This is a genomic window from Enterobacter cloacae complex sp. SHL021, from assembly GCF_049237765.1.
GTDB classification, from domain to species: Bacteria; Pseudomonadota; Gammaproteobacteria; order Enterobacterales; family Enterobacteriaceae; genus Enterobacter; species Enterobacter cloacae.
Genome location: NZ_JBMKJG010000007.1, coordinates 59,250 through 80,990, shown reverse-complemented (window position 1 = coordinate 80,990; position 21,741 = coordinate 59,250). Strand labels below are relative to the sequence as shown.

The 21,741-nt window shown below is 56.7% G+C and carries 23 protein-coding genes; 18 read left to right on the top strand and 5 right to left on the bottom strand.

The features are described 5' to 3' along the window. On the top strand, positions 1-735 hold the full coding sequence (cysH, locus tag ACOTZF_RS08935) for a phosphoadenosine phosphosulfate reductase (protein WP_048971744.1): 735 nt from the start codon (positions 1-3) through the stop codon (positions 733-735). A gap of 71 nt (positions 736-806) precedes the next feature. Here cysH and ACOTZF_RS08930 read toward each other — a convergent pair whose 3' ends face one another. Next, the gene (locus ACOTZF_RS08930) at positions 807-1,850 is read right to left on the bottom strand and encodes an aminopeptidase (protein ID WP_013098506.1); all 1,044 of its coding nucleotides are present in this window, start codon (positions 1,848-1,850) and stop codon (positions 807-809) included. 246 nt (positions 1,851-2,096) lie between these two features. Here ACOTZF_RS08930 and cysG point away from each other — a divergent pair, with 246 nt between their 5' ends. The 13 genes from cysG (at position 2,097) to rpoS (ending at position 13,176) form a co-directional block, all read left to right on the top strand. Next, entirely contained in the window at positions 2,097-3,446 is a 1,350-nt protein-coding gene (gene cysG / locus ACOTZF_RS08925; RefSeq protein WP_161496891.1) for a siroheme synthase CysG, read from the top strand. Between the two features lie 9 nt (positions 3,447-3,455). Continuing rightward, positions 3,456-4,364, top strand: a complete 909-nt coding sequence (cysD, locus tag ACOTZF_RS08920; RefSeq protein ID WP_008499613.1) for a sulfate adenylyltransferase subunit CysD — start codon at positions 3,456-3,458, stop codon at positions 4,362-4,364. 9 nt (positions 4,365-4,373) lie between these two features. After that, positions 4,374-5,798 (top strand): sulfate adenylyltransferase subunit CysN, encoded by a 1,425-nt coding sequence (gene cysN / locus ACOTZF_RS08915; protein ID WP_020689300.1) that lies wholly within the window; start codon positions 4,374-4,376, stop codon positions 5,796-5,798. Continuing rightward, positions 5,798-6,403: an adenylyl-sulfate kinase gene (gene cysC / locus ACOTZF_RS08910; RefSeq protein ID WP_013098503.1), complete on the top strand. Its 606-nt coding sequence runs from the start codon at positions 5,798-5,800 to the stop codon at positions 6,401-6,403. Before cysN ends, cysC begins: the two co-directional genes overlap by 1 nt. A 58-nt stretch (positions 6,404-6,461) precedes the next feature. Further along, positions 6,462-6,788: a DUF3561 family protein gene (locus tag ACOTZF_RS08905; protein WP_013098502.1), complete on the top strand. Its 327-nt coding sequence runs from the start codon at positions 6,462-6,464 to the stop codon at positions 6,786-6,788. A 166-nt stretch (positions 6,789-6,954) separates the two neighbouring features. After that, a complete protein-coding gene (gene ftsB / locus ACOTZF_RS08900; RefSeq protein ID WP_003862095.1) occupies positions 6,955-7,266 on the top strand; it encodes a cell division protein FtsB in 312 nt (103 codons plus the stop codon). Positions 7,267-7,285: 19 nt separating this feature from the next. Further along, positions 7,286-7,996 (top strand): 2-C-methyl-D-erythritol 4-phosphate cytidylyltransferase, encoded by a 711-nt coding sequence (gene ispD, locus ACOTZF_RS08895; RefSeq protein WP_013098500.1) that lies wholly within the window; start codon positions 7,286-7,288, stop codon positions 7,994-7,996. Beyond that, entirely contained in the window at positions 7,996-8,475 is a 480-nt protein-coding gene (gene ispF, locus ACOTZF_RS08890) for a 2-C-methyl-D-erythritol 2,4-cyclodiphosphate synthase (protein WP_013098499.1), read from the top strand. The genes ispD and ispF overlap by 1 nt, the downstream gene beginning before the upstream one ends. Beyond that, positions 8,472-9,521 carry a tRNA pseudouridine(13) synthase TruD gene (gene truD / locus ACOTZF_RS08885; protein WP_040023576.1) on the top strand — a complete coding sequence of 350 codons (1,050 nt, stop codon included), beginning with the start codon at positions 8,472-8,474 and terminating at the stop codon, positions 9,519-9,521. The genes ispF and truD overlap by 4 nt, the downstream gene beginning before the upstream one ends. Then, the gene (surE, locus tag ACOTZF_RS08880) at positions 9,502-10,263 is read left to right on the top strand and encodes a 5'/3'-nucleotidase SurE (RefSeq protein ID WP_029883175.1); all 762 of its coding nucleotides are present in this window, start codon (positions 9,502-9,504) and stop codon (positions 10,261-10,263) included. Before truD ends, surE begins: the two co-directional genes overlap by 20 nt. Continuing rightward, positions 10,257-10,883, top strand: a complete 627-nt coding sequence (locus tag ACOTZF_RS08875; protein ID WP_013098496.1) for a protein-L-isoaspartate(D-aspartate) O-methyltransferase — start codon at positions 10,257-10,259, stop codon at positions 10,881-10,883. Before surE ends, ACOTZF_RS08875 begins: the two co-directional genes overlap by 7 nt. A 116-nt stretch (positions 10,884-10,999) precedes the next feature. Then, positions 11,000-12,124 carry a murein hydrolase activator NlpD gene (gene nlpD / locus ACOTZF_RS08870; protein WP_023620533.1) on the top strand — a complete coding sequence of 375 codons (1,125 nt, stop codon included), beginning with the start codon at positions 11,000-11,002 and terminating at the stop codon, positions 12,122-12,124. Between the two features lie 59 nt (positions 12,125-12,183). Beyond that, complete coding sequence (rpoS, locus tag ACOTZF_RS08865) at positions 12,184-13,176, top strand: RNA polymerase sigma factor RpoS (RefSeq protein WP_013098493.1); 993 nt, start codon at positions 12,184-12,186, stop codon at positions 13,174-13,176. A 51-nt stretch (positions 13,177-13,227) separates the two neighbouring features. Here the strand turns inward: rpoS and ACOTZF_RS08860 are convergent, their stop codons facing one another. After that, the gene (locus ACOTZF_RS08860; protein WP_029883177.1) at positions 13,228-13,605 is read right to left on the bottom strand and encodes a DUF4440 domain-containing protein; all 378 of its coding nucleotides are present in this window, start codon (positions 13,603-13,605) and stop codon (positions 13,228-13,230) included. Further along, on the bottom strand, positions 13,602-14,810 hold the full coding sequence (locus tag ACOTZF_RS08855) for an MFS transporter (RefSeq protein ID WP_040023579.1): 1,209 nt from the start codon (positions 14,808-14,810) through the stop codon (positions 13,602-13,604). Before ACOTZF_RS08855 ends, ACOTZF_RS08860 begins: the two co-directional genes overlap by 4 nt. Positions 14,811-14,919: 109 nt before the next feature. On the opposite strand from ACOTZF_RS08855, the gene ACOTZF_RS08850 reads away from it, so the two are divergent. Continuing rightward, positions 14,920-15,807 (top strand): LysR family transcriptional regulator, encoded by an 888-nt coding sequence (locus ACOTZF_RS08850; RefSeq protein ID WP_020689292.1) that lies wholly within the window; start codon positions 14,920-14,922, stop codon positions 15,805-15,807. Here ACOTZF_RS08850 and ACOTZF_RS08845 read toward each other — a convergent pair. Continuing rightward, entirely contained in the window at positions 15,804-16,211 is a 408-nt protein-coding gene (locus ACOTZF_RS08845; protein ID WP_020689291.1) for a MarR family winged helix-turn-helix transcriptional regulator, read from the bottom strand. The genes ACOTZF_RS08850 and ACOTZF_RS08845 overlap by 4 nt on opposite strands. A 172-nt stretch (positions 16,212-16,383) precedes the next feature. Between ACOTZF_RS08845 and ACOTZF_RS08840 the strand changes: the two genes are divergently transcribed. Genes ACOTZF_RS08840 through ACOTZF_RS08830 form a run of 3 tightly spaced genes read left to right on the top strand, consistent with a single transcriptional unit; the run spans position 16,384 to position 18,635 of the window. Continuing rightward, positions 16,384-16,986, top strand: coding sequence for a non-oxidative hydroxyarylic acid decarboxylases subunit B (locus ACOTZF_RS08840; RefSeq protein ID WP_013098488.1), 603 nt, complete (start codon positions 16,384-16,386; stop codon positions 16,984-16,986). Beyond that, entirely contained in the window at positions 16,976-18,403 is a 1,428-nt protein-coding gene (locus ACOTZF_RS08835; protein ID WP_129253317.1) for a non-oxidative hydroxyarylic acid decarboxylases subunit C, read from the top strand. The genes ACOTZF_RS08840 and ACOTZF_RS08835 overlap by 11 nt, the downstream gene beginning before the upstream one ends. Before the next feature lie 10 nt (positions 18,404-18,413). Next, positions 18,414-18,635: a non-oxidative hydroxyarylic acid decarboxylases subunit D gene (locus tag ACOTZF_RS08830; RefSeq protein WP_129253319.1), complete on the top strand. Its 222-nt coding sequence runs from the start codon at positions 18,414-18,416 to the stop codon at positions 18,633-18,635. A 141-nt stretch (positions 18,636-18,776) separates the two neighbouring features. On the opposite strand, the gene mutS is transcribed toward ACOTZF_RS08830, so the two are convergent. Next, complete coding sequence (mutS, locus tag ACOTZF_RS08825) at positions 18,777-21,338, bottom strand: DNA mismatch repair protein MutS (protein ID WP_129317695.1); 2,562 nt, start codon at positions 21,336-21,338, stop codon at positions 18,777-18,779. Between the last annotated feature and the right edge of the window lie 403 nt (positions 21,339-21,741).

The following is a 21,741-nucleotide window of genomic DNA, read 5'->3' as shown; positions in this document are numbered from 1 at the left end:
ATGTCCGTACTCGATCTAAAGGCGCTTAACGCATTGCCAAAAGTCGAACGCATTCTGGCACTTGCAGAAACCAACGCCCAACTGGAAAAGCTGGACGCCGAAGGGCGCGTGGCGTGGGCGCTGGAAAACCTGCCGGGTGACTACGTGCTGTCGTCGAGCTTTGGCATTCAGGCGGCGGTCAGTTTGCATCTGGTGAATCAGATCCGCCCGGATATTCCGGTGATCCTCACCGATACCGGCTATCTGTTCCCGGAAACCTACCAGTTTATCGATGAGCTGACGGACAAGCTTAAGCTGAACCTGAAAGTGTACCGCGCGGAGCAGAGCGCGGCCTGGCAGGAGGCGCGCTACGGCAAACTCTGGGAGCAGGGCGTTGAGGGCATTGAGAAATACAATGAGATCAACAAGGTCGAGCCGATGAACCGTGCGCTGAAAGAGCTGAACGCTCAAACCTGGTTTGCCGGTCTTCGCCGCGAGCAGTCCGGCAGCCGGGCCACGCTGCCGGTGCTGGCGGTGCAGCGCGGCGTGTTTAAAGTGCTGCCGATCATCGACTGGGATAACCGTACGGTGTACCAGTATCTGCAAAAGCACGGGCTGAAATACCATCCGCTGTGGGATCAGGGCTACCTGTCCGTGGGGGATACCCACACCACGCGCAAATGGGAACCGGGAATGGCGGAAGAAGAGACGCGATTCTTTGGGCTGAAGCGCGAGTGCGGGTTACACGAAGGGTAATGATCTTTTCTCCCTCTCCCGGTGGGAGAGGGTTGGGGTGAGGGCATCAGGCCGCACAGCGTTCAAAAACCTCAGGCTTTCCCCGCTTTCGCCAGCTCCTTCACCAGCGGCAGCATCACTTTCACCACATCGCGGCTGCGGTGCTCAATGCGCTGCGGCAGTGCGCTATCAATATGCTGCTGATTATCCAGCATCACGTTATGCCAGCTCGTCCCGTCCGGAAAGGCTTTCGTTTTAGCCCGCTGCTGATAGCCATCTTTCTTGCCTAACGCCCAGTTGGTGGCTTCGACGTACAGCACCGGGATGCCCGCTTTATCGAACACTTCACCATCGTTACAGCAGCCCGTTCCGCGCGGATAAGCCGGATTGCCGCCAGGATTGGTCGTGGCATACACGCCATGGCTGCGCGCAATCGCCAGCGCCCGGTCACGGGTCAGTTTACGCACGGTACCCGGCGTACTCTGTCCGCTATTAAAATAGAGCTTATCGCCAACGATTAAATTATCGAGGTTAATCACCAGCAGCGTATTTTTCTTCTCCTCAGCGCTCATGCGCTTAAGGAAATTCTCCGCGCCGAGTTTGCCTTCCTCTTCACCGCTGGTTGCCACAAAGCGAATACCGTATTTTGTCGGAATGTTTTTCATTCGCTCGGCCAGTTCAAGCATCACGCCCAGACCTGCCGCGTTATCGTCCAGCCCCTGCAGCGTCAGCCCGCCCAGATTGTTATCGGTATCGGCGTCGCTCATGGGCGCGTAAGTGTCCAGGTGCGCCATAATAATGATCTGCTCAGCCGCGCTACCTTCATGTGCCGCAATAACGGTACTGCCGGTCACGTTATGCCAGTTTTTTGTTTTATTTCGTGAGGTGTAGATATAGCGGCTGTGAAACGAGCGGATATCGCTCTGGTAGCCCATATCGGCAAACTGCTGGCGAAGATAGTCAGCGGAAAGCATTTCCGCAGGGGAGCCGGTCATGCGTCCGGGAAAAACGGTGGCAATATGCCGCGCCTGCATATTGGCGATTTCACCATACGGTTGATTTTTTGCCTGAGCCGGAAGGATAAAGCAAACGCCGAGCGCCAGGGCAACGTATCGGTGGCGCATTGCGGAAAACATAGTGAGTCCTTAAAAACAGAGCAAAATTATAACCCGCTTAGTATGAAACTGTGATCGGCCATACACAATTTGAATTGCTCTTAAATGCCCGAAATTTCGCGTGTTAAGCACTTTTTGATATTTGCTTTTTCATCGCGTTATTCCATTGAGTAACTACTCATTCCAATTCGTAATTTCATTCGGTCTAAGCCGCCCCCTATAGTCCCTCTATTCCTCGTTGTTAGTGAGTTGTTGCTTGTGGACTATCTGCCCCTTTTTGCTGCGATTAAAGAAAAACCGGTACTGGTTGTGGGTACGGGTGAAATTGCCGATCGCAAAATCGCGTTTCTGCAGCGCGCGGGCGCGCAGGTGCGGGTTGTCGCAGAAGCGGAGTTCGACGAGTCACAAATCGACAGCGTGGTGCTGGTGATTGCAGCGACGGAGGATCGCGAACTCAACCGACGCGTCTCCGAGGCCGCTCAGGCGCGTTACCGCCTGGTGAACGTGGTCGACGACCAGCCTTTGTGCTCGTTTATCTTCCCGTCGATTGTCGACCGCTCGCCGCTGCTGGTGGCGATCTCCTCCGGCGGTACCGCACCGGTGCTGGCGCGCGTGCTGCGGGAAAAGATTGAAGCGCTGTTACCAACCAGTCTCGGACGTATGGCAGAGAAAGCGAGCTACTGGCGCAACCATCTGAAAACCCGCCTGACCAGCGTAACGGAACGCCGTCGCTTCTGGGAGCGGGTATTCCGTGGCCGCTTTGCCAGCCTGATGCACGCCGGTAATGAGACGGCAGCGCAAAAAATCCTCGAAGACGAGCTGGATAACCCCGGCAGCACGGGCGGGGAGATCATTCTGGTGGGGGCAGGTCCGGGGGATGCCGGGTTACTGACCTTACGCGGACTGCAGGTGCTACAGGACGCGGACGTGGTGTTCTATGACCATCTGGTCACCGACGGTGTGCGCGAGCTAATTCGTCGCGATGCCGAGCAAATCTGCGTGGGTAAACGCGCAGGCGAGCACTCGGTACCGCAGCACGACACCAATCAGATGCTGGTTGCCGCAGCGAAAGCAGGCAAAACCGTGGTGCGCCTTAAAGGGGGCGATCCGTTCATCTTTGGTCGCGGTGGCGAAGAACTGCAGGCGGCAGCCGAAGCGGGCGTGCCGTTCCAGGTGGTGCCGGGGATTACGGCGGCCTCCGCGGTAACGGCCTACGCAGGTATTCCGCTTACGCACCGCGATTACGCCCAGAGTGTGACCTTTGTGACTGGTCATTATAAGGCCGACAGCACGCCGTTTGACTGGTCGCATCTCGCCCAGAGCCGACAGACGCTGGCCATCTATATGGGTACCATGAAGGCGGCGGACATCAGTGAACAACTTATTCAGCACGGTCGCGAGGCGACAACTCCGGTGGCCGTGATTTCTCGCGGTACCCGCGTCGATCAGCGTGTGGTGACCGGTACGCTACAAGACCTTGCAGTCCTGGCGAAAGACGCCCCGATGCCCGCGCTTATCGTGGTGGGCGAAGTGGTACAGCTGCACAGCACGCTCGCCTGGTTTCAACATACAACAGACTCAGAGGGGTTTGGCTCCTCTGTGGTGAATCTGGCTTAAGGAACGGTTATGGACCAAAAACGACTTACTCACCTGCGACAGCTTGAAGCGGAAAGTATCCATATTATCCGCGAAGTGGCCGCCGAGTTCTCTAACCCGGTGATGATGTACTCCATCGGCAAAGATTCCAGCGTGATGCTGCATCTGGCGCGTAAAGCGTTTTATCCGGGTACGCTGCCGTTCCCGCTGCTGCACGTGGATACCGGCTGGAAATTCCGTGAGATGTATGAGTTCCGCGACCGTACCGCCAAAGCCTACGGCTGTGAGCTGCTGGTGCATAAAAACCCGGAAGGGGTGGCGATGGGCATTAACCCGTTTGTTCACGGCAGCGCCAAACACACCGACATCATGAAAACCGAAGGGTTGAAGCAGGCGCTGAACAAGTACGGTTTTGACGCCGCTTTCGGCGGTGCGCGCCGTGACGAGGAGAAATCCCGCGCCAAAGAGCGTATTTACTCCTTCCGCGACCGCTTCCACCGCTGGGATCCGAAAAACCAGCGTCCTGAGCTGTGGCACAACTACAACGGCCAGATCAACAAAGGCGAAAGCATTCGCGTCTTCCCGCTCTCCAACTGGACCGAGCTGGATATCTGGCAGTACATCTATCTGGAAAATATCGAGATCGTTCCGCTTTACCTGGCGGCTGAGCGCCCGGTGCTGGAGCGCGACGGCATGCTGATGATGATCGACGACGATCGCATTGATTTACAGCCGGGCGAAGTGATCAAAAAACAGATGGTGCGTTTCCGTACTCTTGGTTGCTGGCCGCTGACCGGCGCGGTGGAGTCCAACGCGCAAACGCTGCCAGAGATCATCGAAGAGATGCTGGTATCGACCACCAGCGAGCGACAGGGGCGCGTCATTGACCGCGACCAGGCAGGCTCGATGGAGCTGAAGAAACGTCAGGGTTATTTCTAAGGAGCCGCCATGAACACCACGATTGCCCAACAAATTGCCAACGAAGGCGGCGTAGAAGCATACCTGCACGCGCAACAACACAAGAGCCTGCTGCGCTTTCTGACCTGCGGTAGCGTTGATGACGGTAAAAGCACGCTGATTGGTCGCCTGCTGCACGACACGCGTCAGATCTATGAAGACCAGCTCTCTTCCCTGCATAACGACAGCAAACGTCATGGTACTCAGGGCGAAAAGCTCGACCTGGCGCTTTTGGTGGACGGCCTGCAGGCGGAGCGCGAGCAGGGCATCACCATTGATGTTGCGTACCGCTATTTCTCCACCGAAAAACGCAAATTTATTATTGCCGACACGCCGGGGCATGAGCAGTACACCCGCAACATGGCCACCGGTGCATCAACCTGTGAGCTGGCGATCCTGCTGATCGACGCCCGTAAAGGCGTGCTGGATCAAACCCGTCGTCACAGCTTCATCTCCACGCTGCTGGGGATCAAACACCTGGTGGTGGCGGTGAATAAAATGGATCTGGTGAACTTCAGCGAAGAGACCTTCGAGGAGATCCGCCAGAGCTACCTGACCTTTGCTGAACAGTTGCCGGGTAACCTTGATATTCGCTTTGTGCCGCTCTCGGCGCTGGAAGGGGATAACGTTGCCTCCCAGAGCGCCAACATGCCGTGGTACAGCGGCCCGACGTTGCTGGAAGTGCTGGAGACGGTTGAAATTCAGCGCGTGGTGGATACCCAGCCAATGCGCTTCCCGGTGCAGTATGTGAACCGCCCGAACCTCGATTTTCGCGGCTTCTCCGGCACCCTCGCCTCGGGCACCGTCACGGTGGGGCAGCGCGTCAAAGTGCTGCCGTCGGGTGTGGAGTCGTCCATTGCCCGTATAGTCACATTTGATGGCGATCTGCAGGAAGCGGGTGCCGGTGAAGCGGTGACGCTGGTGCTGAAAGATGAGATTGATATCAGCCGCGGCGATCTACTGGTGGATGCGCAGGAAACGCTGGCGGCGGTGCAGGGTGCTGCCGTGGATGTGGTGTGGATGGCTGAACAGCCGCTGACCGCAGGCCAAAGCTACGACATCAAAATTGCCGGTAAGAAAACCCGCGCCCGCGTGGACGGTATCCAGTTCCAGGTGGACATCAACAATCTGACTCAGCGTGAAGTGAGCGAACTGCCGCTGAACGGTATTGGCCTGGTGGATCTCACCTTTGACGAGCCGCTGGTGCTGGATAAATATCAGCAAAATCCGGTAACGGGTGGACTTATCTTTATCGATCGCCTGACCAACGTTACCGTTGGTGCAGGCATGGTGCGCGAGCCTAATCAACAGGCGGCAGCGGTGTCTGAATTCAGCGCCTTTGAGCTTGAGCTGAATGCGCTGGTGCGTAAGCACTTCCCGCACTGGGGCGCACGCGATCTGCTGGGAGGCAAGTAATGGCCGCCCATGATGAGAACGTCGTCTGGCATCCTCATCCGGTTACCGTCGCTCAGCGGGAGCAACTCCACGGCCACCGTGGGGTTGTGCTGTGGTTTACCGGGCTGTCCGGCTCCGGTAAATCGACGGTCGCGGGCGCGCTGGAAGAGGCGCTGCATCAGCAGGGGGTGAGCACCTACCTGCTGGATGGTGACAACGTGCGTCACGGCCTGTGCAGTGATTTAGGGTTTAGCGATGAAGACCGCAAGGAGAATATCCGTCGGGTTGGGGAAGTGGCCAGCCTGATGGCGGATGCCGGGCTGGTGGTGCTGACCGCGTTTATCTCGCCTCACCGCGCCGAGCGGCAGATGGTACGCGAGCGCGTCGGTCAGGATCGATTTATCGAGGTGTTTGTCGATACGCCGCTGGAAATCTGCGAAGCGCGCGATCCGAAAGGGCTGTACAAAAAAGCCCGCGCGGGTGAGCTGCGAAACTTCACCGGCATCGACTCGGTCTACGAAGCGCCTGAATCCCCTGAGATTCACCTGGAAGGTCAACAATTGGTAACAAATTTAGTAAGCCAATTATTAGACCTGCTCAGACGGGACGATATTATCAGATCCTGAGACGGTATCGTTCGGGAGCTGTCTTCCCGAACGATGAGTCACGGTCACAGGATTAGCTATGCGCAACAGTGAAAACTACATGATTACCACCGGGTCGGATCCGATAGCGACCGACGACGAGACGACCTGGTCCTTTCCCGGGGCCTTCGTCGGCTTCGTCTCGTGGTTGCTGGCGCTGGGCATCCCGTTTCTCATCTACGGCGGTAACACGCTGTTCTTCTTTCTCTACACCTGGCCCTTCTTCCTGGCGCTGATGCCCGTGGCGGTTGTCGTCGGCATCGCCCTGCATTCACTGCTTAACGGCAAACTGCTGTACAGCACCGTTGTCACGATTGTGACGGTGGTCCTGATGTTTGGTCTGTTATTTTTGTGGCTCATGGGCTAACTTCAGCCATAATTCAAACCGTAACCAACTGTGTGACGATATTGAGCAGGGCGATTCTGCGGAAAAAATGTGGTACATTTGCCCGCGATGTTGCGGCATCTCTGTTACTCCGGCATAGAGCGCCGGGGGCGTTGTGGGATGAAGATGCCGTTTTTCAGGGGGCAGGATGGGTAAACTAACACTGCTGTTGCTGGCTCTGCTGGTCTGGCTGCAATATTCGCTGTGGTTCGGTAAAAACGGACTGCACGACTATAGCCGGGTAAGTGATGACGTCGCGGCTCAGCAGGCAACTAACGCCAAACTTAAGGCGCGAAACGATCAACTCTTTGCTGAAATTGATGACCTCAATGGCGGGCAGGAGGCGATTGAGGAACGCGCACGCAATGAACTCAGTATGACTAAACCGGGCGAAACCTTTTATCGTCTGGTTCCGGATGCGTCTAAACGCAATCAGGGCTCAGCACAAAACAATCGATAATCAGGCCCAGGATTACGACATGGCAGTGACTTTTTCGGACGTATGCGCCGTGGTGCCGGCCGCGGGTTTTGGCCGGCGCATGCAGACAGAATGTCCCAAGCAATACCTCTCTATTGGCGATAAAACGATCCTCGAACATGCCGTGGCGGCGCTGCTGGCGCACCCCCGAGTGACGCGTGTCATCATCGCCATCAGTCCGGGCGATGCCCGGTTCGCACAGTTACCGCTGGCCGCTCATCCGCAGATCACCGTCGTTGATGGCGGTGCCGAGCGCGCCGATTCCGTGCTGGCGGGCATCCAGGCCGCTGGCGATGCCCAGTGGGTACTGGTCCACGACGCTGCGCGCCCGTGCCTGCATCAGGACGATCTTGCGCGCCTGCTGGCGCTGAGTGAAACCAGTAAAGTCGGTGGCATTCTGGCCGCGCCGGTACGCGACACCATGAAGCGTGCCGAGCCTGGCAAACAGGCTATCGCGCATACCGTTGAGCGCGTCGATCTCTGGCACGCGCTGACGCCACAATTTTTCCCCCGCGAATTACTCCACGACTGCTTAACGCGCGCGCTTAAAGAAGGTGCGACCATCACCGACGAAGCCTCTGCGCTGGAGTATTGCGGTTTCCACCCAACGCTTGTTGAAGGGCGCGCTGATAATATAAAAGTGACGCGCCCGGAAGATTTACAGCTCGCGGAATTTTATCTTACCCGTTCGACCCATCAGGAGAAGGCATAATGCGAATTGGACACGGTTTTGATGTACACGCCTTTGGAGGCGTTGGCCCAATTATCATTGGCGGCGTGCGCATTCCTTATGAAAAAGGGCTGCTGGCGCATTCTGATGGCGACGTGGCATTACACGCCTTAACCGACGCCTTGCTGGGCGCGGCGGCGCTGGGCGATATCGGCAAGCTGTTCCCGGACACCGATCCGGCGTTTAAAGGCGCAGACAGCCGTGCGCTGTTGCGTGAAGCCTGGCGCCGTATTCAGGCGAAGGGTTATACCCTGGGTAACGTCGATGTGACGATCATCGCTCAGGCCCCCAAAATGCTGCCGCATATTCCTCAGATGCGCGTATTTATCGCTGAAGATCTGGGCTGCCATATGGATGACGTCAACGTCAAAGCGACCACCACGGAGAAACTGGGCTTTACCGGTCGCGGCGAAGGCATCGCCTGCGAAGCCGTGGCGCTGCTGGTGAAGGCGAGCAAATGACCGATTTTGACAACCTGACCTACCTGCACGGTAAACCGCTGGGGAGTGGTCTGCTGAAAGCCAGCCCTGAAGATTTCGTGGTCGTGGAAGATTTGGGCTTTGAGCCGGACGGCGAAGGCGAGCATATCCTGGTGCGCATCCTCAAAAATGGCTGCAATACCCGCTTTGTGGCCGATGCGCTGGCTAAATTCCTGAAAATCCATGCCCGCGAAGTGAGCTTCGCCGGGCAGAAAGACAAACACGCGGTCACCGAACAGTGGCTTTGCGCGCGCGTTCCAGGCAATGCGATGCCTGATTTAAGCAAATTTGAGCTTGAGGGTTGTAAGGTGCTGGAGTACGCCCGTCACAAGCGCAAACTGCGTCTGGGGGCGTTGAAAGGTAACAACTTTACCCTCGTACTGCGTGAAGTGACCGACCGTGACGACGTGGAAAAACGCTTGCAGGCCATCAATGAACGCGGTGTGCCTAACTACTTTGGCGCACAGCGTTTTGGCATCGGCGGCAGTAACCTGCAGGGCGCACTGCGCTGGGCGCAGAGCGATGCGCCGGTGCGCGACAGGAATAAACGCAGTTTTTGGTTGTCGGCGGCCCGCAGTGCGTTGTTTAATCAGATCGTAAGCGAACGGCTGAAAAAACCGGACGCGAATCAAGTTGTTGTCGGCGATGCGCTACAATTAGCGGGACGCGGTAGCTGGTTTGTGGCAACGGCCGAAGAAATGGCCGATGTACAGTCGCGCGTGGACGCTAAAACGCTGATGATCACCGCAGCCTTGCCCGGCACGGGCGACTGGGGAACGCAGGGTGACGCGCTGGCCGCGGAGCAGGCAGCCGTGGCCGAAGCGCAAGAATTACAATCATTGCTGGTGCGGGAAAAAGTCGAAGCAGCACGCCGGGCGATGTTGCTCTACCCGCAGCAGTTAAGCTGGAACTGGTGGGATGACGTAACCGTTGAGTTACGCTTCTGGCTGCCGGCAGGTAGCTTTGCCACCAGTGTTGTCAGGGAACTTATCAACACGTCGGGTGATTATGCGAATATTGCTGAGTAACGATGACGGGATCCATGCCCCAGGCATTCAGACGCTGGCGAAACACCTTCGCGAATTTGCGGATGTGCAGGTCGTGGCTCCCGATCGTAACCGCAGTGGAGCGTCTAACTCATTGACGCTGGAGTCGTCGCTTCGCACCTTTGCTTTTGAAAATGGCGATATTGCCGTGCAGATGGGCACGCCAACGGACTGCGTTTTTCTGGGGGTGAATGCGCTGATGCGCCCGCGCCCGGATATCGTCGTTTCCGGGATTAACGCCGGGCCGAATCTGGGTGATGACGTTATCTACTCTGGTACCGTGGCGGCCGCAATGGAAGGCCGTCATCTTGGCTTTCCGGCGCTGGCGGTATCGTTAAATGGTCACACTCATTACGACACGGCGGCAGCGGTAACCTGTTCTATCCTGCGGGCACTTAGCCGTGAACCGCTGCGTACCGGACGCATCCTCAACATCAACGTGCCGGATCTCCCGCTGAATGAAATCAAGGGCATTCGCGTCACGCGTTGCGGAAGCCGTCATCCGGCCGATCAGGTCATCCCGCAGCAGGATCCGCGCGGCAACACGCTCTACTGGATTGGCCCTCCCGGCGATAAGTGCGATGCGGGGCCGGATACCGACTTTGCCGCTGTGGATGAAGGCTATGTCTCGGTAACGCCGCTGCACGTAGATTTAACCGCGTATAGCGCGCATGATGTGGTGTCGGGCTGGCTTGATCGCGCAGGAGTGAACGCGCAATGGTAAGCAAACGTGTACAAACTCTTCTGGAACAACTTCGCGCACAGGGGATCCGCGACGAGCATGTGCTTGACGCGCTCGCCCAGGTTCCGCGTGAGAAATTTGTAGACGAGGCGTTTGAACACAAAGCGTGGGAAAACGTGGCGTTGCCCATCGGGCAGGGCCAGACGATTTCGCAGCCCTATATGGTGGCGCGCATGACGGAGCTGCTGGAGCTCACCCCCGACTCCCGCGTGCTGGAGATTGGCACCGGGTCCGGGTATCAGACTGCGATTCTGGCGCATCTGGTGCATCATGTGTGCTCGGTTGAGCGGATCAAAGGTTTACAGTGGCAGGCGCGTCGTCGCCTGAAACAACTTGATTTACACAATGTTTCGACACGACACGGTGATGGATGGCAGGGTTGGCAGGCTCGCGCCCCGTTTGACGCAATCATCGTGACGGCGGCTCCACCGGAGATCCCTGCGGCCCTGTTGTCGCAGCTGGATGAGGGGGGCATTCTTGTATTGCCTGTTGGCGATGAGCAGCAGCTGTTAAAGCGCGTTCGTCGACGTGGCGACGAGTTTATTATCGATACCGTAGAAGCCGTGCGCTTTGTGCCTCTGGTAAAGGGGGAACTGGCCTAAGACTCGGAATTATCCAGGGTTATTAAGGCAAATTCAGCGTATGGTGTGGCGCGAAAGAGTCGTGCCATCACGGTTAATTTTAAGTCACTGGTAGTTAACACATTCCTGGGGGATAAATGAGCGCGGGAAGCCCTAAATTCACCATCAGCCGTGTTGCGGCATTATCACTGGTTTCGCTCTGGCTGGCAGGCTGTTCGAGTTCTAACAATGCACCTGCGCCTGTCAGTTCTGTTGGCGGAAACAGCGGCTCCGGTAACACGTCCAGCGGAATGTTGATCACGCCGCCGCCTAAAATGGGCACTGCTGCGCCGCAGCAAACACCACAAATTCAGCCTGTGCAACATCCTGTTACACAGCCAACACAGATTCAGCCAGTCGAACAACCTGTTCAGACGCAAAATGGCCGCATAGTGTATAACCGTCAGTATGGGAACATTCCGAAAGGCAGCTATACCGGCGGCAGCACCTATACCGTGAAACGTGGCGATACGCTGTTCTATATCGCGTGGATCACCGGGAACGATTTCCGTGACCTCGCGCAGCGCAACAACGTCCAGGCACCGTATGCGCTGGAAGTCGGGCAGACGCTCCAGGTGGGCAACGCGACGGGTACGCCGCTTACGCCTGGCAATACCGTTTCTGCAGCCGACGTGACCGCGCAAAATAACAGCGTTAAGCCTGCACAAAAATCCACCACGGTGGTTGCTTCACAACCTGTAATTACGTATTCTGAAGATTCAGGTGATCAGACTGCTAACAAAATGTTGCCGAATAATAAAGGGACTGCGACTGTTGTCACAGCACCGGCTACGGCACCTGTGGTTAGCTCTACTGAACCGACTGCCAGCAGTATGAGTTCCAGTTCGCCAATCTCAACCTGGCGCTGGCCAACTGACGGTAAGGTTATCGAGAACTTCTCTTCCTCCGAAGGAGGGAACAAAGGGATCGATATCGCAGGAAGTAAGGGACAGGCTATCATCGCGACCGCAGACGGACGCGTTGTGTATGCCGGTAACGCTCTGCGCGGTTACGGTAATCTTATTATCATCAAACACAACGATGATTACCTGAGTGCCTACGCCCATAACGACACAATGCTGGTCCGGGAACAACAAGAAGTTAAGGCGGGGCAAAAAATCGCTACCATGGGTAGCACCGGAACCAGTTCTACACGCTTGCATTTTGAAATTCGTTACAAGGGGAAATCCGTAAACCCGCTGCAGTATTTGCCGCAGCGATAAATTGACGGGGCATGCCAGCCAGGGTGTCTCGTTCAGGGATCACGGGTAGGAGCCACCTTATGAGTCAGAATACGCTGAAAGTTCATGATTTAAATGAAGATGCGGAATTTGATGAGAACGGAGCAGAGGCTTTTGACGAAAAAGCCTTAGTAGAAGAGGAACCCAGTGATAACGATTTGGCTGAAGAAGAGCTGTTATCGCAGGGTGCCACACAGCGTGTACTGGACGCGACTCAGCTTTACCTTGGGGAGATTGGTTACTCCCCACTGTTAACGGCCGAAGAAGAAGTCTATTTCGCACGTCGTGCTTTGCGTGGTGATGTTGCCTCGCGCCGTCGCATGATTGAAAGTAACTTGCGTCTGGTCGTGAAAATTGCCCGTCGTTACGGCAATCGTGGTCTGGCTCTGCTGGATCTGATTGAAGAGGGCAACTTAGGTCTCATCCGCGCAGTAGAGAAGTTTGACCCAGAACGTGGGTTCCGCTTCTCCACCTACGCGACCTGGTGGATTCGTCAGACCATCGAACGGGCCATTATGAACCAAACCCGTACGATTCGCCTGCCGATTCACATCGTCAAAGAGTTGAACGTCTATCTGCGTACCGCGCGCGAGTTGTCCCATAAACTGGACCACGAGCCAAGCGCAGAAGAGATTGCTGAGCAACTCGACAAACCGGTTGATGACGTAAGCCGCATGCTGCGTCTCAACGAGCGCATTACCTCGGTTGACACCCCGCTGGGTGGCGACTCCGAAAAAGCGCTGCTGGATATCCTGGCCGATGAAAAAGACAACGGCCCGGAAGACACCACGCAGGACGATGACATGAAACAGAGCATCGTCAAATGGCTGTTCGAACTGAACGCCAAACAGCGTGAAGTGCTGGCACGTCGTTTCGGTTTACTGGGGTATGAAGCTGCGACACTGGAAGACGTCGGCCGTGAAATTGGCTTGACCCGTGAACGTGTTCGTCAGATTCAGGTTGAAGGTCTGCGCCGCCTGCGTGAAATTCTGCAGGGGCAAGGTCTGAATATCGAAGCGCTGTTCCGCGAATAAGCAACCTTTCGTCAAAAAAAGGCCCGTCGTGAGACGGGCCTTTTTTATCTCTTACGGCTGCGCCGTTTCGTGCAGCAGACGCCAGCTGATTTTCTCGCCATCCCGATTGAGCACCGCGGTTGACCAGCGTACGTTGACGGGCTGGTCCGGGCGGGTCTGCGTCTCCCGGTAATGAAGCACCGCACCGTTATCCCATGACTGAATCGTGGCTAACTCATCAATGATGATTTTAAGGCCGGGTCGGCTTCCACGCTGGGCGTGCAGAAAACGGACAAGGGCGTCATGGTTTAAATGCGCCCCACTCGGGGGAACCATCAGAAAGTTTGGCTGGAAACGGGCGAGCAGGGCATCAATATTACCTTCACCGGCACCCAGCCAGTTTTCCAGTGCGATATGAATATCAATGATGTCGTGTTCGAAAGGCGTCATGGTTTCTCCTGTTGCAGTTGTGCAAGCACCTGCGGGTTGTTAAGACGAAATACAGAGATGACGGGCACCAGGGTGATGGCCGAAGCAACCAGAAACATCCCGTGCCACGCGGCGACGGGGGGCAAATACCTCTGGGCCAGATCCAGCACCTGTGCCAGCAGAAAGGCACCCGCAAAAAAACTCAGCTGACGATTAAGATTCCACAGCGCGCTGGCATCAGCCATCTCTTCCCGACGCGTTGTCAGAAATGCGCTGCTCTGCGCCGTACTGCTGCAAAGACTGCCTCCTGTGCCCATTAATGCAAACGCAACGATCGCTGGCAGCGTGCCCGTGGTCGCACTGACGCTGAGCAAAAGCAGAATACCTGACGCCTGAAGCAGGCAACCCGCGATCAACAGAGGTCGGGGGCCGACACGGTTAAAGTAACGGCCCGTTGCGGTGATGGCCATAAACGATGCCAGAGACCACGGCAGCATAAGCATGCCCGTCGCGGCTGGCGTCATGTTGGCCACGCTCTGCAGATAAAACATGCCGGTGACGTTTATTCCGATAAACATGCCGGGGACACATACATAAACCATCATGGAAACGCGCAGAAGCGGATCGGCGATCAAACTCAGGTTCAGCAGTCGGTTTGCTTTCATCGCGGGCATTTCATGCTTAAGCCACAGACAGGCCAACGCAAAGGTCAGGAGAGCAACCGGGAGGGTAGCAAAAAATACCCACCGCCAGCTTAACGCCTGAACCAGTACGCCCCCTAACGCTGGTGAGCATGCGGGGGCAAGCAGTGCAACCAGCATGACGGCGGAAGAGAGCCTGGCGCGTTCATGCGCTTTAAACTGTTGCCAGGTCAGCGCCTGCCCTACGGGGATCAATAAGCCACCGCCCACGCCCTGCAGCACCCGCCAGGCAATCAGACTTTCAAGTGTGGCAGACAAGCCTGCCGCGGTGGAGGCTACGCTAAAGAGAACCAGCGAGAGAAGGATGACGTGCTTTGCCCCGATGCGGCGCGTCAGGGCACTGCTGAACGGGATCACCAGCGTCAGGCCGGCAATATACCCGTTACTGACCCAGGCGAGTGCAGAGGGCGTGGCGTGATAGGTCTGCGCCATTGCCGGAAAGGCGACGCTGGCGATAAACATGTTGATCAAATCAAGAAAAAAGCCCAGCAGATAGACTACGGCGACTTTGCTGCGATACGTCATGGTGGATCCTCCGGTGAGGGGGCGTATCGTATCGGCTTGTCCGGTGCCGATAAACGCAACAATTCGCGATATACTGTCAAAACTATTTTGACAATTTTGAAGGTTAACGATGCTGAATCTCCAGCGAACGGCGATGTTTGTGGCGGTAGCAGATGCGGGCAGTTTTACTGCCGCCGCAGAGTCGATGGGGCTGACAAAGGCCGTGGTCAGCTTCAATATTCGCCAGCTGGAAGATGAGCTGGGAGTCACGCTGCTGTTGCGATCCACCCGTCGCCTGACGTTAACCGAGGCGGGCGTGCTTTTTCATCAGCGAAGCGTCAGGCTTTTACAGGAGGCTGAACGCCTGCAGGATGACGTTCGCGCTAACCATGCCGGCCTGACCGGCGAATTGCGGATCACCACCACGCCCGAATACGGTTCGCAGGTGGTTGTGCCTTTGCTGGCCGAATTTAGCCAGCAGCATCCGGAGCTTCGCGTTCGTCATGTTTCGTCGTCTCAGCATGCCGATCTTATCTCGGAGCGCTTTGATGTCGCCATCCGGCTGGGAACACTCGCTGATTCGCGCTACCACGCCGCCTTGATTTCAAACTTTACTATCCTGCCGGTTGCCGCCCCCGGGTGGCTGGCTAACCATCCCGTTGAATCTCTCGAACACCTGGCGCAGGCAGAGTGGATCGTTCACGAGCGTTTACCTTCGCCGCTGCACTGGCAGGTAAAAGATGCAGATGGCAATCTGGTTGCCTTTGAGATTAAAAAAGCCCCGCGCCTGTACGCAGATAGCGCCCAGGCGCTGATGGCTTTCGCGCATGCGGGATGTGGTGTGGCGCTGCTGCCGGAGTGGCTGGTGCGAAACGCACTGAATTCGGGGGTTCTGGTATCGCTTTTACCGGGATACACGTTTGCTCAGCAGGGCATCTATGCCGTTTATCCAGATGCCCAGCATGTGCCCGCTAAGGTTCGGACATTTATTGATTTTATGCGTGCCCGGGTGAACTAGTCATGCATCATCTTTTTGATCAGTGCCGTAAATTGTTCCCGCTCGTCCTGGCTGAGACGCCCTAAAAACGCCTCATCCACCTCATTGCCGACCGGTTTACAGCTTGCAAGCAGGGCTTCCCCTTCAGGCGTGAGGAAGACAAACCGGCGGCGCTTATCCGCAGGATCGTGTTCGCGCTTCACCAGCCCACGCGATTCCATGCGGCTCAGCATTTCGGCCAGCGTCGCTTTTGTGCTCACGGCAACTTCCGTCAGGGCGACCTGCTCGATCCCCGGATTTTCAGAAACAGATCGCATCACCGCATATTGCGGCTTGGTCAGCGCCGGTAAAGCATGTTGCCAGTGGGCAGTATGCTGTTGAAAAAGCTGCCGTAGCAGGTGGAACGCTTCTTGTCTCAGTTCCATGAACACTCCGACGAAAAAAATCTCCCCCTATGATAGCCGCTATTGCCTGCGATTTTAACGCAGCAGTTTTTAGCATTACGTGTGATCGTGTACGAACAATATTGTCAGGTCAGCTCACCGGGAGTAACGTAGTCATTATGTTCGTATGCGAACAAATTAATTGAGGTGCTGAATGAGATTGATCGTGGGAATGACGGGAGCAACAGGTGCACCGCTGGGGGTGGCTTTACTGCAGGCGTTACGGGACATGCCAGAGGTTGAAACCCATCTGGTGATGTCGAAATGGGCGAAAACCACCATTGAGCTGGAAACGCCCTATACCGCGCAGGATGTCGCCGCCCTGGCAGATGTCGTTCACAGTCCTGCCGATCAGGCTGCCACCATCTCCTCCGGCTCGTTTCGTACCGACGGCATGATCGTCATTCCCTGCAGCATGAAAACGCTGGCGGGTATCCGCGCGGGCTATGCCGAAGGGCTGGTGGGCCGTGCGGCAGACGTGGTGCTGAAAGAGGGGCGCAAGCTGGTGCTGGTCCCGCGTGAAACGCCGCTCAGCACCATTCATCTGGAGAACATGCTCGCGCTTTCCCGCATGGGTGTGGCGATGGTGCCGCCCATGCCTGCGTATTACAACCACCCGCAAACCGCCGATGATATCACCCAGCATATCGTGACCCGCGTGCTCGACCAGTTTGGTCTGGAGCACAAAAAAGCGCGTCGCTGGAACGGCCTGCAGGCGGCGAAACATTTTTCACAGGAGAATAACGATGGCATTTGATGATTTGAGAAGCTTCCTGCAGGCGCTCGATGAGCAAGGGCAACTGCTGAAAATTGAAGAAGAGGTCAATGCGGAGCCGGATCTGGCGGCGGCCGCTAACGCGACGGGACGTATCGGTGATGGTGCGCCTGCGCTGTGGTTCGATAACATTCGCGGGTTTACCGATGCCAGGGTGGTGATGAACACCATCGGCTCCTGGCAGAACCACGCCATTTCGATGGGGCTGCCAGCGAATACCCCGGTCAAAAAGCAAATCGATGAGTTTATTCGCCGCTGGGATAAATTCCCGGTCGCACCGGAGCGCCGGGCCAACCCCGCATGGGCGCAGAATACGGTGGACGGTGAAGCGATTAACCTGTTCGACATCCTGCCGCTGTTTCGCCTGAACGACGGGGACGGCGGTTTTTATCTCGACAAAGCGTGCGTTGTCTCGCGCGATCCGCTCGACCCGGACCATTTTGGCAAGCAGAACGTCGGTATTTACCGCATGGAAGTGAAGGGCAAACGTAAGCTCGGCCTGCAGCCGGTGCCGATGCATGATATCGCCCTGCATCTGCATAAAGCCGAAGAGCGTGGTGAAGACCTGCCGATTGCGATTACGTTGGGCAACGATCCGATCATCACCCTGATGGGCGCAACGCCGCTGAAATACGATCAGTCCGAGTATGAAATGGCCGGGGCGCTGCGTGAAAGCCCGTACCCGATTGCGACCGCGCCGTTGACCGGCTTCGATGTGCCGTGGGGGTCTGAAGTGATCCTGGAAGGGGTGATTGAAGGCCGTAAACGTGAAATTGAAGGGCCGTTCGGTGAGTTTACCGGGCACTATTCGGGCGGACGCAATATGACGGTGGTCCGTATTGATAAAGTCTCGTACCGCACCAAACCGATTTTCGAATCCCTCTATCTCGGGATGCCCTGGACCGAGATCGACTACCTGATGGGGCCAGCCACCTGTGTGCCGCTTTACCAGCAACTGAAAGCGGAGTTCCCTGAAGTGCAGGCGGTGAACGCGATGTACACCCACGGTCTGCTGGCGATCATCTCCACCAAAAAACGCTACGGTGGTTTTGCCCGCGCGGTCGGTTTACGCGCCATGACCACCCCGCATGGCCTGGGCTATGTGAAGATGGTGATTATGGTGGATGAAGATGTCGATCCGTTCAACCTGCCGCAGGTGATGTGGGCGCTGTCATCGAAAGTGAACCCGGCAGGGGATCTGGTGCAACTGCCGAACATGTCGGTTCTTGAGCTTGATCCGGGGTCCAGCCCGGCAGGCATCACCGACAAGCTGATTATTGATGCCACCACGCCTGTTGCGCCGGATAACCGCGGTCACTACAGCCAGCCGGTGCAGGATTTACCTGAAACCAAAGCCTGGGCTGAAAAGCTGACTGCGATGCTGGCAGCACGCCAATAAGGAGGAAAAGATGATTTGTCCACGTTGTGCCGATGAGCGAATTGAGGTGATGGCCACATCACCGGTGAAAGGGATCTGGACGGTTTATCAGTGCCAGCATTGCCTGTATACCTGGCGCGATACTGAGCCGCTGCGTCGTACCAGCCGCGAACATTACCCTGAAGCGTTCCGCATGACGCAGAAGGATATTGATGAGGCGCCGCAGGTACCGACCATTCCGCCATTGATGTAAAAAAAAAGCCCGGTGGCGCTGCGCTTACCGGGCGGTAACATCGTGCGGTCCTTTGCCCGGTGGCGCTACGCTTACCGGGCCTACGGGTTTTGTAGGTCGGGTAAGGCGAAGCCGCCACCCGACAAAACAGACCGCAGAAAACTAAACCAGACTTTTCAGCCGATAAATCCACTCCAGCGCCTGACGTGGCGTCAGTGAATCCGGGTCGAGATTCTCCAGCGCTTCAACGGCGGGTGACGTCTCTTCCGCAGGTGCCAGCAGCGACATCTGTGTACCGTCAATCTGGGTGGCCGCCGCATTCGGTGACAGGCTTTCCAGCTCGCGCAGTTTCTGACGCGCGCGTTTAATTACCTCTTTAGGCACACCCGCCAGTGCCGCGACGGCCAGGCCATAGCTCTTGCTCGCGGCCCCCTCCTGCACCGTGTGCATAAAGGCGATGGTATCGCCATGCTCAAGCGCATCCAGGTGGACGTTTGCCACGCCCTCCATTTTCTCCGGCAACTGCGTCAGTTCAAAGTAGTGCGTCGCGAACAGCGTCATGGCCTTGATTTTATTCGCCAGGTTTTCCGCACACGCCCATGCCAGCGACAGTCCGTCGTAGGTTGAGGTGCCGCGTCCGACTTCGTCCATCAGCACCAGGCTGTGTTCTGTCGCGTTGTGCAGGATATTGGCGGTTTCCGTCATTTCGACCATAAAGGTGGAACGGCCGCTGGCCAGATCGTCCGCCGCACCCACGCGGGTGAAGATACGATCGATGGGGCCAATCTCAACTTTCTGCGCCGGAACGTAGCTGCCGATGTAGGCGAGCAGGGCGATAAGCGCCGTCTGGCGCATATAGGTACTTTTACCGCCCATGTTCGGACCGGTAATGATCAGCATTCTTCGCTGCGGCGACAGGCTCAGCGGGTTAGCGATGAATGGCTCGTTCAGTACCTGCTCCACCACCGGGTGGCGGCCTTCGGTAATGCGAATGCCGGGCTTGTCGGTAAAGGTCGGGCAGGTATAGTTCAGCGTTTCAGCACGCTCAGCCAGATTCACCAGCACATCCAGCTCCGCCAGCGCGCCAGCGCTTAACTGCAGGTCCGCGAGGTGTGGCATCAGCATGTCGAACAGCTCGTCGTAAAGCTGCTTTTCCAGGGCCAGCGCTTTGCCTTTCGAGGTGAGAACTTTGTCCTCATACTCTTTCAGTTCAGGAATGATGTAGCGCTCAGCGTTTTTCAACGTCTGGCGACGCACATAGTGAATCGGCGCCAGATGGCTCTGCCCGCGGCTGATCTGAATATAGTAACCGTGGACTGCGTTATAGCCGACTTTCAGGGTATCGAGCCCGAGACGTTCGCGCTCGCGGATCTCCAGCTTGTCGAGGTAATCCGTTGCGCCGTCCGCCAGCGCGCGCCATTCGTCCAGCTCTTCGTTGTAGCCAGGGGCAATTACGCCACCGTCGCGCACCAGAACCGGCGGCGCATCTATGATAGCGCGCTCCAGCAGATTGCGGAGTTCAGCAAACTCGCCCATGGTTTCGCGCAGTTTCTGAACCGGTGCGCTGTCAACGTCGCTCAGTTGAGCACGCAGTTCCGGCAACTGCTGGAAGGCATGACGCATTCGTGCAAGGTCGCGAGGCCGCGCCGTGCGCAGTGCCAGGCGAGCCAGAATACGCTCCAGATCGCCCACCTGACGCAGCACAGGCTGCAGCTCGGTGTAGCGATCCTGCAGCGCGGCAATGGTCTGCTGACGACAAACGAGCGTATCCGTATCGCGGACGGGCATATGCAGCCAGCGCTTCAGCATGCGGCTGCCCATCGGCGTCACGGTGTTATCGAGGACGGATGCCAGCGTGTTCTCAACGCCACCCGCCAGGTTCTGGGTGATCTCCAGATTCCGACGCGTGGCCGCATCCATAATGATGCTGTCCTGCTGGCGCTCCATGGTGATAGAGCGGATATGCGGCAGGGCGGTGCGCTGGGTATCTTTCACATACTGCAAAAGGCAGCCCGCGGCGCACAATCCGCGCGGGGCGTTTTCCACCCCAAAGCCAATCAGATCGCGGGTACCAAACTGCAGGTTGAGCTGCTGGCGAGCGGTATCAATTTCAAATTCCCACAGCGGACGGCGGCGCAGGCCGCGACGACCTTCGATCAACGCCATTTCGGCAAAATCTTCGGCATACAGCAGTTCCGCCGGGTTGGTGCGTTGCAGCTCGGCTTCCATGGTTTCCCGGTCAGCCGGCTCGCTCAGACGAAAACGCCCGGAGCTGATATCCAGCGTGGCGTAACCAAACCCTTTGCCGTCCTGCCACAGGGCCGCCAGCAGGTTATCCTGACGCTCCTGGAGCAGGGCTTCGTCGCTAATGGTGCCTGGCGTGACGATACGCACGACCTTGCGTTCAACCGGGCCTTTTGAGGTGGCCGGATCGCCGATCTGCTCACAGATGGCAACCGACTCGCCCTGATTCACCAGCTTGGCCAGGTAGTTTTCTACCGCATGATGCGGAATGCCTGCCATCGGGATGGGTTCACCTGCCGATGCGCCACGTTTGGTCAGAGAGATGTCGAGCAGCTGCGATGCCCGTTTAGCATCGTCATAAAACAGCTCGTAAAAATCGCCCATGCGGTAAAACAGCAGGATTTCCGGATGCTGCGCTTTCAGCTTCAGGTACTGCTGCATCATTGGGGTATGGGCGTCAAAATTTTCAAGTGTACTCATTAGGTTACCGTGTCCATTTTTTTTCAATTTCAATGAGTTGTCTTTTTTATTGTCAGGTTTCTTACTCTCTCATTGGAACGCATGACAGCCTGCGTTTCTTATCATGAATCGTTCACGGACCATGATAACGGACTCTGCTGGACAGGAAAACAGACGTGCAGGCTCTTTCGACTAAAATGCGTACCTGATTCCAGCGATACTGAAGACGTGGGCCTGTCTTGCCGCAATTGCGACAGGCACGCTGGTCCGGTAACGCTAAAGGAACACCGCGCGATATTCCTTGCGCATTAAACGTAAACGGGAATAAAGGCGTCAGAATATAACGTCATCCTTTTTTTCTGTTTCAGAAACGTATTTGTCTTCGATGTGGGGATAATATTCTATTATGCTCATATTATTTTAT